The organism is Rhodopila globiformis, assembly GCF_002937115.1.
In the GTDB taxonomy this organism is placed as follows: domain Bacteria; phylum Pseudomonadota; class Alphaproteobacteria; order Acetobacterales; family Acetobacteraceae; genus Rhodopila; species Rhodopila globiformis.
Genome location: NZ_NHRY01000028.1, coordinates 9,096 through 21,819 on the forward strand (window position 1 = coordinate 9,096; position 12,724 = coordinate 21,819).

Sequence of the window (12,724 nt, forward strand, 5' to 3'; positions counted from 1 at the left end):
GTGGCTTCGCGCCCGTGCTGGCGACCACGGATGCCGGCAAGGTGCGTCTTGGTGGGTTCGCCCCGGCGCTGCCGGTTGCGGATGCGGCGAAGGTGCGGCTGGGTGGTTTCGCGCCCGTGCTGGCGACGGCGGATGCTGGCAAGGTGCGTCTCGGTGGTTTCGCCCCGGCGCTGCCGGTTGCTGATACGGCGAAGGTGCGGCTGGGTGGCTTCGCGCCCGCGTTGCCGATCCGGCGCTGACCGCCGTCGCCACGCGACACATCCGGCATCTTCCTGTAAAATGGCCAATCGGCGATGCAGACGCCGATCGGCTTGGCAGGACGCAGTGCGAGGGAGTTGCCGTCGTGAATGAACCGACTTCGCCCGATACCGTTGCGGATACGACGACTTCCGCGCCGAAGCTGATCACATTCCATCGTTTCATTCCGACAGCGCGACTGCCGCAACGGGCAGATCGATCCGCTGCCGGATCATTGCCGACGCGGGCATTCCGGTATTGCGAGCCGGCAACGTCAGCCGCCGGGTTCGGCTACTACCTGTTTCCGCCGATTGGCTTCGCGGTCCAGTGGGACGGGCACGACATCATGTGGACCTATGAGGGCGTCGGCGAGTGGTTCCCCCTCGGCGCGGTGCAGTTTCCCGGGTTCAGCGACAGCTTCGACGCGCAGGCGCCGGATGAGATCAAGGGATTTTCGCCACCCTTCCTTGGGGCCTTGCAGGAACCGGGCCTGATCCAGCTCTGGACCGGATACGTTGCCCGCACGGCACCCGGCTACAGCCTGCTGGTCCGTGCGCCCGCCAACCTGCCGCGCCGCGGCGGCTATGAGGCGTTCGAAGGCATCGTCGAGTCCGATCGCTGGTTCGGGCCGCTGATCACCAACCTGCGCCTGACCCGGACCAACGTGCCGATCGACTTCAGGCCGGACTATCCGTTGTTGCAGGTGCAACCGATTCCGCGCTTCGTTTATGAAGAGCAGCACCTCAACAACTATGAGATTGTCCCGGAAATGGCGCAACTGACCGCCGGCGACTGGGGCGACTACTACGACACCGTGGTCCGGCCGAATTCGCAGATCGTTCGCCCACGCGGGCAGTATGCCGCGGCGGCCCGCAAGCGGCGGTCGTCCGAGGACACGGCGGAAGGCAAATCCACCGGAAGCCGAGCTTGATGTGGACAACGCGACGGAATTTCTGCATCAAGACAGCATGATTCCACGCTCCGGCTTCTGGCGGCCCATTGTCGCGTTGCTGTCTGCGGGTTTGCTCTGTGCCGCGGCGCCGGCGCCGCTTCGTACCGGCGCCGCCTGCCCGGCTGACCCGCCGATGGAGCCGCTGCACCTGCCGCACCTGCGGGCCGCCCTGGCGGCGCGGACCGAGGGGCTGATCGTCGCGCTCGGCTCGTCCAGCACCGAGGGCGCGATGGCGTCGGACAGCGCGCACACGTATCCCGCCGTCCTGCAGGCGGCGCTGGATGCGGCGTTGCCAACGGCGCATGTTGCGGTGATCAACCGCGGCGTCGACGGCCAGGACGCGCCCGAGGAACTGGCGCGGCTCGATACGGACGTGATTGCCGTGCGTCCACAGCTCGTGATCTGGCAGGTCGGGGCCAATGGCGCGATGCGGCATGCCGATCCCGAAACGTTTCACGAGCTGGTGGCCAAGGGTGTCAGGCGGCTGCGCAACGCCGGCATCGACGTTGTTCTGATGGACAACCAGCGCTCACCGCGGGTGCTGGCGGCAACCGAGCACATCGTGCTGGAGGACTCGCTGCGGGACGTTGCGCATGAAACCGGCGTCAACCTGTTCTCCCGCAGCCGGCTGATGGACGCCTGGTCGGACGAGGGCGCGAAGCCCGGCCTGTTCACCGCCAAGGACGGCCTGCATCACAACGATCTCGGCTACGCCTGCGTCACCCGGGCGCTGGCCCGCCTCGTCATCGCCGCGCTGGAGTCGCCGGTCACCGTTGCCGCCACGCATTAGCCGAGGCGGCTTGCGCCGCAGCCCGTCGCCGATGGCCCCTGGTCAGCCGCCTCCGGTCACGCCGGAAACCACCTCTACCGCGGCATGTGCATCGTCGGCGGCATCGGCGCCATGTTCGCGTTCATCCGCGCCATGATCCACAGCGATCCCCCCAGCACCAGCAGAACGATCAGCACGCCGAACGCCAGCGCCATGACGTTGTTGGTGTTGTCCGGCCCGGTGGTGATGTGCAGGAAGAACACCAGGTGGACCCCCATCTGCGCGATCGCCAGCACCACCAGCGCGACCGGGATGCTTGGTTGCCAGACCAGCGTCGTGCCGGCGACGAAGAACGACACGGCGGTCAGCAGTGTCGCCAGCCCAAGCCCGATGACGTAGCCGCCGACGCCTTCATGTTCCTCTTCGCCCGGCGCGGTGTCGTGCAGCTCGGGTCCTTCCCCGGTATAGCTCATTGTCCGGCTCCCATCAGATAGACCACGGTGAACAGCCCGACCCAGATGATGTCCAGCGCGTGCCAGAACAGGCTGAAGCACAGGATTCGCCGCAGGATGTCGGCACGAAATCCTTTGGCGAACACCTGCGCCATCATCGTCAGCAGCCACAGCAACCCCGCCGAGACGTGCAGGCCGTGGCAGCCGACGAGCGTGAAGAACGCGCTCAGGAACGCGCTGCGCGACGGGCCGTAGCCGGCCGCGTTCATGCTGGCGAACTCCCTGGCCTCCAGCAGGACGAAGCCCAGGCCGAACAGGAACGTCACGGTCATTGCGATGTAGAACCAGCCGCGCCGGCGCCGCTGCGCGCCGATGCTGGCGATGCCGCAGGTGAAGCTCGACAGCAGCAGGAAGGCGGTTTCCAGGGCGACGTTGCCCAGGTCGAACAGGTCACGACCGCTCGGGCCGTCGGCGGTCGCGTTCACCAGCACCGCATATGCCGCGAAGAACGCCGAGAACATGATGATGTCGCTGAGCAGGAAGATCCAGAAGCCGTAGCCGGTGATGATGCGCTTTGAAACCAGGCCGCCGCCGGCGTGTTCCGCCGTATACTGGTGCGATCCGCCGTAATGCCCGATGCGGTAGGGATCCGCCGCCGCGTGCGCGCCGCTCATTGCGCCACCTGCATCGCGGCGAGCCGCTTCAGCACGGCGCTGCGGGCGCTGCGGTTGGCGCGGTCGATGCGCGCCACCTCGTCGGCCGGAATGATATACTCGTCCTCATCCCGCCAGGCGAAGACGACGAAGGTTGCAAACGCTCCGAAGGCGGCCAGGCCGGCGAGCCACCAGATGTGCCAGATCATCGCGAAACCCAGGAATGTGGCGAAGAAGGCGGAGACGAAACCGGTCGGGCTGTTGCGTGGCATTTCGATGTCCCCATATGCCGGCTCGTCCCGCAGCGTCAGGCGCTCGCGGGCAAGCTGCTTGATGTCCCAGTACGGTTCCTCGCCCTCGATCGTCGGCAGCACGGCGTAGTTGAACGCCGGCGGCGGCGACGGCGTCGCCCATTCCAACGAGCGTCCGTCCCACGGATCGCCGATTTCGTCGCGCAGCGCCGCGCGCTGGCGGATGCTGACGAAGATCTGCGCCACCTGCAGCACGATGCCGGCCAGGATGATCACCGCGCCGCCTTCCGCAACGATCAGCCATGGCCGCCACTCCGGCACGTCGTAATGCTGCATGCGGCGGGTCATGCCCTCCAGGCCGAGCACGTAGCCCGGCATCCAGGCGACGTAGAAGCCGACGACCCAGCACCAAAACGAGGCCTTGCCGAGGCCTTCGTGCAGCTTGAAGCCGAACGCCTTGGGGAACCAGTACTCGTAGCCGGCGAAGGCGCCGAACAGCACGCCGCCGATGATCACGTTGTGGAAGTGGGCGACCAGGAACAGGCTGTTGTGCAGCAGGAAATCCGCCGGCGGCACCGCCAGCAGCACGCCGGTCATGCCGCCGATGACGAAGGTCACCATGAAGGCGATGGCCCACAGCATCGGCACCGAGAACGTCACCCGCCCGCCGTACATGGTGAACAGCCAGTTGAAGATCTTCACGCCCGTCGGCACCGCAATGATCGCGCTGGTGATGCCGAACACCGCGTTGACGTCGGCGCCGGCGCCCATGGTGAAGAAATGGTGCAGCCAGACCATGAACGACAGCAGGCAGATCACCATCGTCGCCATCACCATCGAGCGGTAGCCGAACAGCGGCTTGTGCGAGAATGTGGAAACGACCTCGGAATAGACGCCGAAGCACGGCAGGATCAGGATGTAGACCTCGGGATGGCCCCAGATCCAGATCAGGTTCATGAACATCATCATGTTGCCGCCGGCTTCGTTGGTGAAGAAATGGAAGCCGAGGTAGCGGTCGAGCGTCAGCATGACCAGCGTCGCCGTCAGCACCGGGAAGGCGGCCACGATCAGCAGGTTGGAGGCCAGCGTGGTCCAGCAGAACATCGGCATCCGCAGGTACGTCATGCCGGGCGCGTGGATCTTCAGCACCGTCGTCACCAGGTTGATGCCGGCCACCAGCGTGCCCACGCCGGAGATCAGCAGCGACCACAAATAGTAATCGACGCCGACGCCGGGCGAGTATTTCAGCTCCGACAGCGGCGGGAACGGCAGCCAGCCGGTGCGGGCGAACTCACCCACCACCAGCGAGATGTTGACCAGCAGCGCCCCGGTGGCGGTCAGCCAGAACCCGACTGAGTTCAGCGTCGGAAATGCCACGTCGCGCGCCCCAAGCTGCAGCGGCACCGCGAAGTTCATCAGGCCGATGACGAACGGCATGGCAACGAAAAAAATCATCAACGTGCCGTGCGCCGAGAAGATCTGGTTGAAATGCTCCGGCGGCAGGTAGCCCTGCGCGTGGAAGGCGATCGCCTGTTGCGATCGCATCATGATCGCGTCGATGAAGCCGCGGACCAGCATCACCAGCGCGAGCACGCAGTACATCACGCCGATGCGCTTGTGATCGACGCTGGTAATCCATTCCTTCCACAAATAGGGCACATAACCCTTCACCGTGACCCAGATCAGGACAGCGACAATCACCACCCCGACCACGCCGGCCGCCACCAGCGGTATCGGCTGGTTGAGTGGAATTGCATCCCAGGTGAGCTTGCCCAGCAACATCCTAATGCGTCCTCTCAGGGCGTACGAGTTGACTGTGTGGGGTGGTCGCCGGCCCGGGCCCCGGCGGCAGCTTCTGGGTGACGATCATCTGGTAAATCAGCGGATCGATCTCGCGGTAGGTGAACGGCGCGACGCTCATGCTCTGCTTTTCCAGCTGCAGATAGGCCGGCGGATCCAGCGCCGGGCTTCTGGCGTTGCGCGTGGCGTCGACCCAGTCGGTGAATTGCGCCGCCGGCACCGCCTTCACGTCGAAATGCATGGTGGGAAAGCCGTCGCCGCTGAAATGCGCGGCCTCGCCCCAGAACGTGCCGGGCTTGTCGGCCTGCAGGTTCAGGTTGGTCGTCATCCCGTTCATGGTGTAGATCATGCTGCCGAGCCGCGGAACGAAGAACGCGGTCATCACGCTTGCCGAGGTCAGCGAGAAATGCACCGGGATGCCGGCCGGAATGACCAGCTGGTTCACCGCCGCGATGCCCTGGTCCGGGTAGATGAACAGCCATTTCCAGTCGAGCGAGACGCCCTGCACCTCGAGCGCCGGCGCGGGCGAGCCGATGGGTTTGGCGGGATCGAGTTCATACGAGCCGATCCAGATCACGCCGCCCAGCAGGATGATGGTCAGCAGCGGAATCGACCAGACGATCATCTCGACGCGGCCGGAATAGACAAAATCCGGCCTGTACTTCGCCCGCGGGTTGGACGCCCGGAACCACCAGGCGAAACCCAGTATCGCCACGATCGTTGGAATAACGATGGCGAGCATGATCGCAAGCGAATCGATCAGGATCGACTTGTCCGCCGCGCCGATGGGCCCCTGCGGATCGAGCACCGACGGCCCGCAGCCGGCCAGGGCCAGCGGCAGAACCACGGCAGCGCGGCCGAGAAAGGCACGGCGCCGTGCACGTCGCGGCCGAATTCCCCCAGCGCGCATCGTACTCTCCCTGATCGGCACCGGCACAGCCAGGCGACCGGCTCCGCTGCTGAGCGACCCGGAGCCTGCCCGGTTGCATCATGACACCCGGTTATGCGCGTACCTTACCTGTCTATGACGGGCGCGCTAACCCGGGGCGGATCAACATGACCGCGCACGCTTTCACGATGGCTTGTCGAAGACCATGACTTTTGAAACGAAAGCCATCACGTCGCGCTGGTGCGCCAGTCCGTGGTCGCGCGCCATTTGACGAAAATCTTCCGCGATATAGGTGGAAAAATACGGCTCGTGGAAATTCTGCGGGAACAGCTCCAGCGAGCCCTCATAGGCGGGGTTGTCGCCGATTTGTAACGAATCCACGATCACCAGCCGCCCGCCCGGCTTCAGCACGCGGCCGAACTCGGCGAAAGCGCCGCGGCGGATCTTCGGCGGCAGTTCATGAAACATGAAGATGCTGGTCACCGCATCGAGGCTTTCATCCGGCACCGGAATGGCCTCGGCCCCGGCGACCACCAGGCTGCTGCGCGGCTGCCGCCGCAGATGCGCGCGCGCCTCGCGGATATAGGCGTCCGACATGTCGAGCCCGATGACCCGCAGCCGCGGCCAAGCCTGCTTCACGAAGCCGAGAAACCGCCCGGTGCCGCAGCCGACATCCAGCAGCCGCAGCCGCCCGACGTCGCGCCCGGCGAACGCTTCGTGCAGCGCCGGCAGGGCCTGGCGGCGCATGGCGTTGGCGGTGCCGCTGAAGAAGACTTCCACCTGCGTGTCATAGCGCAGTGCCGACTCGTCGGTCATCCAGCCGCCGGACTGGAAGTGGAAGTTCTGCAGGTAATAGCGCGGCCGCCTGGCGCGGAGATCGTTCGTCAGCACGTCCGACGTCACCCCGTTCTCGCGCCGGCGGTGGACCTCCGGCAGGTCGGTGAAGAACAGCCGCGAGCGGTTGAGCAGGTCGAACGGCGATCCGTCGCGGTCGATCGGGAAGGGATAGATCCCCGCCTCGACATTGGCGAGGTCGGCCTGCAGCAGCCTGGCCATGTCGGCCAGCTGGCGGCGGCGGTCGGGCGTCGGCTTGTCGGTGTGCGCCCGGGCGCGGGTGCTCTGGTATCCCTGGCCAAGCATCAGGCGCGACAATCGGCGCATGGCGATGCCGTGGCCCATGTACCAAGCCATCCGCGGCAGCTGGCTGGCGCCATAGGCGGCCTGCGTGGCAATGCGGCTGAGGGTATTGCTCATGGTTTTCTTGCCCAACCTATCCGGACCGGCACCGAACCCAGATATGGCGTGCATTGGCCCGGCGGGAAGGGATCTGGTCCACACAAAACCGAAAATGGCGCTGTCGTTCCTGGATCGTCATGGCCCGGCGTTGCACCGTCGTGGCCGGGCGTGCCCCTACCGCATGCACACATTCTGGAAACAACGGCAAAACCAGGCGCTCGCCTGGTGCCCGGGAACGGTGGCGCCTGGTCGCGGAGGCGCGTTTGGCGGACAGGCAACCGGCCGAGTAGGCGCTGGACCGCATCGTCGTGGCGTGATCCGCACATCTGGCGTGGGGTGTCCTGCCCACCGGGATGGGGCGGGTTGGTCACCGCAATCAAGCGAACACGGAGTCGCGCGGTGTTTGCACGGAGTTCCACAGAGAAGGTAGATCATGCGCGTCGCGCGAAGCGCGTCAAATGGTCGGACGCCGCCAAGGAGGCTATCATGGTGCGGTCGCCCCGGAAGACTCTGCCCAACTCCGTGCGAACACCGTGCAACTCCGTGTTCGCTTGATTGCCGTCGGTGAAACCAGCACCGGCCATGACGGTGAGGCAACGGACCGGGCAGCAAATCCTTGTTCAGCCGTCGCCCTATCCTGATACGCATGGGGGCAACGCCCGGCCATGACGATGGAGGGACGCTTGCCGCCACGCCAGCCGGTCCCGGCCGATGGCCGTCCCAACCCGCCCCTCCTCCGACGCCGGCCGTTAAGTCCTGGTTAAGCTTTGTCCACTAGCATGGTCCCCCTGCACCGGATGGGAGCTCACGATATGGGCCGCGCCAATTCACACCCCCATGATTGATACCGCGCTCGCCGAGGCGATGACGCTGCACCGAGCCGGCCGGTTCGACGAAGCGGCCCGGCTCTACCGCGCCATCCTGGAGCGCGACCACGACCACGCGGACAGCCTGCACCTGCTCGGGCTGATCACCGCCGAACAGGGCCAGCCGGAGGCCGGGATCGCCCTGATCCGGCGCGCCATGGCGATCCAGCCCGGCTGCGCGCCGCACTACAACAGCCTCGGCCACGCCTACCGCCGCCTCGGCCGGCTGGAGGACGCCGCCACCGCCTACCGCGCCGGCTCCGCCCTGTTGCCGGGCTCGGCGGAAATCCACAGCAACCTGGCCACCACATTGCTGGAGATGGGCCACCACGACGAAGCGGTGGCGCACTACCGGCGGGCGGCCGAGCAGGCGCCGGGGATGGCCGATATCTGGTACAACCTCGCCAACGCCCTGGCCGCCACCGGCCCGCCGGCGGAAACCGAGCGGTGCTACCGCAACGCCATCGCCTTCCGCCCCGGCTTCGTCGATGCGCTGGGCAATTACGGCCGCTGGCTGATGACCCGGGGCCGCTGGCAGGAGGCGGAGTCGTGGCTGGCCGAATCGCTCTGCCTCAACCCGATGCAGGCCGGGCTGTGGAACAACCTCGGGATCGTCTGCCAGGAGCGCGGCGCGGCCGAGGCGGAACTGTGTTACCGCCACGCCATCGCCGTCGATCCGCATCTGGCCGACGCCCACTACAATCTCGGCTGCCTGCTCTCCGGCCACGGCCGCGCCGACGAGGCCATTGCCTGCCACACGTCCGCGCTCACCGCCGAGCCCGGCTTCGCCGCCGCCAGGCTCGCCGCCTGCATGGCGCACCTGCCGATCCTGTATCGGACCGAGGCCGAGGTGGCGGAACGGCGGCAGCGCTATGCCGCGGCGCTGGCGGCACTCGTCACGCAGGACGCCGCCGGCGTCGCGGCCGGCATCGGCGCGTCGCAGCCGTTCTTCCTGCCCTACCAGCAGCAGGACGACCGCGCGCTGCAGGATCTGTATGGCCGGTTCGCCTGCCGCGTCCTGGCCGAGGCAGAGCCAGCCGCCACTCTCGCGCCGCCGCCGGCACCGGGCGAGCGCATCCGCGTCGGCGTCGTCTGCGGCTTCTTCTGCGATCACACGCTGTTCAAGCTGTTCCTGGAAGGCTGGCTGACCCAGTTCGACCGCAGCCGCTTCGAGGTCATTGGCTTCCACACCGGCCGGGTCGCTGACGCCCGCACCGCGCGCTGCGCCGGTTGGTGCGACCGCTTCGTGCAGGGCCTGCCGGCGGCATCCTGGCGCGACGCCATCCGCGCCATCGCCCCCCACGTCCTGCTCTATCCCGAGATCGGCATGGACCCCGTCGCCGGCCGCCTGGCCGCGATGCGCCTGGCGCCGGTGCAATGCGTCGCCTGGGGCCAGCCTGTGACCTGCGGCATGCCGACGATCGACCATTTCCTGTCCAACGCGCTGATGGAGCCGGACGACGCCGACGCGTCCTATACCGAGCACCTGGTGCGGCTGCCCAACCTGGGTGTTTTCTACATGCCCGACGCGGCAGACGATCCGCCGGAGGCCACTGGACGGGCGCGGTTCGGGCTGGATCCGCTGGCGCCAGTGCTTTGGTCGGGGCAGGCCCTCTACAAATATCTGCCGCAATACGACGCGATCTTCCCCCGCATCGCCGCCGAACTCGGCGCCTGCCAGTTTGTGTTCATCGGCTTCGCCAAGAGCCAGGCCGTCACCGACGCGTTCCGGGACCGGCTGGCATCGGCGTTCGCGGCGACAGGACTGGATGCGGCGCGGCACGTGGTGATCCTGCCGCCGCTGTCGCAGCGCGACTACCTGCAGGCAGTCGGCATGGCGGACGTGATCCTGGACACCATCGGCTGGTCGGGCGGCAAGTCCACGCTCGACTGCCTGGCGCAGAATCCGGCCATCGTGACCATGCCCGGCCGCTTCCTGCGCGGGCGGCACACCGCCGCGATCCTGCGGCGCATCGGCTGCGAGGCGACGATCGCCGGGTCGCTCGACGAGTATGTCGCGATCGCCGTGCGCCTGGCGCGCGATCCGGCGTGGCGGGCCGAGATGCGGCAGGCGGTGGCCGTCGGCAAGCACCGCCTGTTTCAGGATACCGCCGCCATCCGCGCGCTCGAGGATTTCCTGGCGCAGGCCGTGACCCAGGCGGGCGTTGTCACCCGGGATCGTCCGGCGTGACCGCCGGCGGGCCGGATGCGGCCGCCTCCCCGGGCGCCTGGCTGTCCTTGGTCGCCTGCAGCACCGCTGGCGCGCTCGTCGCCGACAGGTCCCGTTCCCGGATTCCCGCCAGCCGCAGCCCCTCCGCATAGTGCAGCCGATCGGCTTCGCGCTCCATGGGGGTGACGTCGAGGAAGCGCTCGATGGTGAAGTCCGGCTCGATGGCAAGCAGGCGGTTGCGGATCGTCTCGGCCTCCTGGTCGCGATGCAGGTGGCCAAGCGCCGCCAGGTACGGCTTGTAGCTGGCGGAAAACGATGGATTGAGCTGGCTGACGCTGCGCCCCGTGTCCACCGCGGCCTGGTAGTCGCGCTTCATCAGGTGGACCAGCACGAAGAACGCATCGAAGAAGAACGCGTGCGGGTCCATCGGCGACAGCTTCTTGTAGCGCTTCGCCCGCTGCTCCGCCTCCTCGGGATCGCCGGCATAGGCATAGGTGACCGCCGACAATGCCCAGGTCATCGCCAGGTTCGGGTTGAGCGCCAGCGCCCGCTCGTGCAGCGCCTTCGCCTCGTCCAGGCGCCGGTGCAGGAAGGCACGGACATGGCCGCTGATCGACAGGCCGCGCGCGTCATGCGGGTCGAGCACGATGGCCCGCTCGGCCAGTTCGCCCGCCGCCCGCATCACCGCCGGCGCATCGGCCGCCCAGTCCTGGCCAACCAGGAAGATGTGCCAGTAGGCATACCAGGCATAGGCGGCGGCGTAGTCCGGCTCCAGGGTGATCGCATCTTCCAGGAGCTGCCCGGCCCGCAGGAAGGCGTCGCGCTCCATGCGGTTCATCAGCGGGATCGCGCGCAGCATCAGGTCATAGGCCGTGGCGTCGACGTGGCTCCGGTTGGTGCTGCGCTTCGCCTCGATCAGCAGGATCTCCGGATCGATCTGCGCGACCACCTCGGCGGCGATCTCGTCCTGCAGCGACAGCAGGTCGTCGGCCGGCCGGTCGAAGCGTTGCGCCCAGACGATCTGATTGCCGGCGCGCAGGTCGAGCAACCGCAGATTGGCGCGGATCGTGCCGCCGAACCGCTGCACCGTGCCGTCGAGCAGGAAATCCAGCCCGAGTTCGCGCCGGATCGCCGCCTCGTCCCGCTGTTCGGCGGCAAACCGGCCGAGCGAATTGGAGGAGACGATAAACAGCCAGCGGAACCGGGCCAGCGCCAGGGTGATCTCGTCGGCCAGGCCGGAGGCGAGGTGGGCGTCCTCGTCCGCGACGCCGGCAAGGCGGAACGGCATCACGCCGATATGCACGCCGCCGCGCGTGCCGGACCGCTCCGGCCCGCGCGTCGGCGGCGGCGACGGGATCGCCTCGGGCGGCGGCGGTTCCGGGTCTTCGGCCGGCTGCGGCGGCCGCGCCGGCAGCCTCGTATGCGACGGACCACGGATCGCGTTCAGCAAATGCTGGGTTTCGACCGAGGGGGCGGCGTCCATCAGGTCCGCCAGCACCGCGCGGCAGCGGTCATAGGCCTGGACGGCCAGGCCCCGCTCGCCGCGCGCGGCATGGGCGCGCATCAGGGCGCGCCAGGCGCCTTCGTGCGCGCGGTCGATGGCCAGCAGGCGCTGCGCCGCCGCGATCGCCGCCTCGGGCTCCAGTTCGGCCTTCAGCATGGATTCGGCGATGCCGCGGGCACGGTCGCGCAGGCTTTCCCGCTCGGTGTTCAGCCAGGCGTCGAAGTTTGGATCGATCCCATCCAGGTCCTCCAGCAGGTCACCGTCGAGCAGGGCCAGCGACGCGGGCTGGTCCGCGCTGGCCCGGATGACTTCCTCCACGTCAATCCATACCGCCCCCGGCCGCAGCGAAATCTGGTCGCGGGTGACGACCACCACGTCGCTGCCGGCGGGCGCCAGCGCATCCAGCAGGCGATGGACTTCCTGGCGCAGCGAGGCGCGGGCCTGTTCCTCGGGACGGCGGCTCCACAGTTGTTCGGCGAGGCGCCCGCGCAGCACCGGCCGCGGGTTGGCCAGGGCGATCATGGCGAGCAGGGCACGCGTCTTGCGGCCAGCGGGCAGGACGCTCTCGCTGCGCACGGTCCAGGCTTCCATCTGGCCGATCAGCCGCAGCCGCACGATGACCTGATCGGCAGCCGGCGGTGGTCGCGTCACAGGCGAAACGCGTGTCACGGGTTCATTCATTCTTTAATAGTGTACAACTACGCTTTTTGCCTTCAGGCTGGTTTCGAACCGACGAGTTGTAAACCGGGGAAGCGGCTGACACCAGCGCCTAACGTAACCGGGAGTTCCCCCGGCTCTGCCGGGGAGGCAGCAGCAGTTTGACATTTGCGGGGGTAGGCCCCGGTTCGCCCATCAATGAAACTCTGGAGCGTGAGCCGCCAAAGCACACGCTGATGGAGTTCCATCAATGGACGAATTCGAGAGCCTAAATCACACCAAATGGGA

10 protein-coding genes are annotated in these 12,724 nt (G+C 67.4%); 4 read left to right on the forward strand and 6 right to left on the reverse strand.

Annotation, left to right across the window (positions count from 1 at the left end; all coding sequences use genetic code 11):
• The 3 genes from CCS01_RS34285 to CCS01_RS00685 all read left to right on the forward strand — a co-directional run.
• Window positions 1-239: hypothetical protein (locus CCS01_RS34285; RefSeq protein WP_193540092.1), on the forward strand; the 239-nt coding region annotated here is incomplete at its 5' end.
• A gap of 104 nt (window positions 240-343) precedes the next feature.
• The gene (locus tag CCS01_RS00680) at window positions 344-1,168 is read left to right on the forward strand and encodes a DUF6065 family protein (protein ID WP_146101513.1); all 825 of its coding nucleotides are present in this window, start codon (window positions 344-346) and stop codon (window positions 1,166-1,168) included.
• Window positions 1,169-1,205: 37 nt separating this feature from the next.
• A complete protein-coding gene (locus tag CCS01_RS00685; protein ID WP_104516916.1) occupies window positions 1,206-1,979 on the forward strand; it encodes an SGNH/GDSL hydrolase family protein in 774 nt (257 codons plus the stop codon).
• Window positions 1,980-2,053: 74 nt separating this feature from the next.
• Here the strand turns inward: CCS01_RS00685 and cyoD are convergent, their stop codons facing one another.
• The 5 genes from cyoD to CCS01_RS00710 all read right to left on the reverse strand — a co-directional run bounded on the left by cyoD (window position 2,054) and on the right by CCS01_RS00710 (window position 7,257).
• Window positions 2,054-2,431, reverse strand: coding sequence for a cytochrome o ubiquinol oxidase subunit IV (gene cyoD, locus CCS01_RS00690; protein WP_104516909.1), 378 nt, complete (start codon window positions 2,429-2,431; stop codon window positions 2,054-2,056).
• Complete coding sequence (gene cyoC, locus CCS01_RS00695) at window positions 2,428-3,084, reverse strand: cytochrome o ubiquinol oxidase subunit III (protein ID WP_104516910.1); 657 nt, start codon at window positions 3,082-3,084, stop codon at window positions 2,428-2,430. Before cyoC ends, cyoD begins: the two co-directional genes overlap by 4 nt.
• Window positions 3,081-5,093 carry a cytochrome o ubiquinol oxidase subunit I gene (cyoB, locus tag CCS01_RS00700; RefSeq protein ID WP_104516917.1) on the reverse strand — a complete coding sequence of 671 codons (2,013 nt, stop codon included), beginning with the start codon at window positions 5,091-5,093 and terminating at the stop codon, window positions 3,081-3,083. The genes cyoC and cyoB overlap by 4 nt, the downstream gene beginning before the upstream one ends.
• Window positions 5,094-5,097: 4 nt before the next feature.
• Window positions 5,098-5,961, reverse strand: a complete 864-nt coding sequence (gene cyoA, locus CCS01_RS00705; protein WP_204848090.1) for a ubiquinol oxidase subunit II — start codon at window positions 5,959-5,961, stop codon at window positions 5,098-5,100.
• 225 nt (window positions 5,962-6,186) lie between these two features.
• Window positions 6,187-7,257 (reverse strand): class I SAM-dependent methyltransferase, encoded by a 1,071-nt coding sequence (locus tag CCS01_RS00710; protein ID WP_158258165.1) that lies wholly within the window; start codon window positions 7,255-7,257, stop codon window positions 6,187-6,189.
• Window positions 7,258-8,076: 819 nt separating this feature from the next.
• Here CCS01_RS00710 and CCS01_RS00715 point away from each other — a divergent pair.
• Window positions 8,077-10,296 carry an O-linked N-acetylglucosamine transferase, SPINDLY family protein gene (locus tag CCS01_RS00715; protein WP_104516913.1) on the forward strand — a complete coding sequence of 740 codons (2,220 nt, stop codon included), beginning with the start codon at window positions 8,077-8,079 and terminating at the stop codon, window positions 10,294-10,296.
• Here CCS01_RS00715 and CCS01_RS00720 read toward each other — a convergent pair.
• Entirely contained in the window at window positions 10,274-12,448 is a 2,175-nt protein-coding gene (locus CCS01_RS00720; protein WP_146101514.1) for a BTAD domain-containing putative transcriptional regulator, read from the reverse strand. The two genes, CCS01_RS00715 and CCS01_RS00720, sit on opposite strands and share 23 nt — an antisense overlap.
• Window positions 12,449-12,724: the final 276 nt, after the last annotated feature.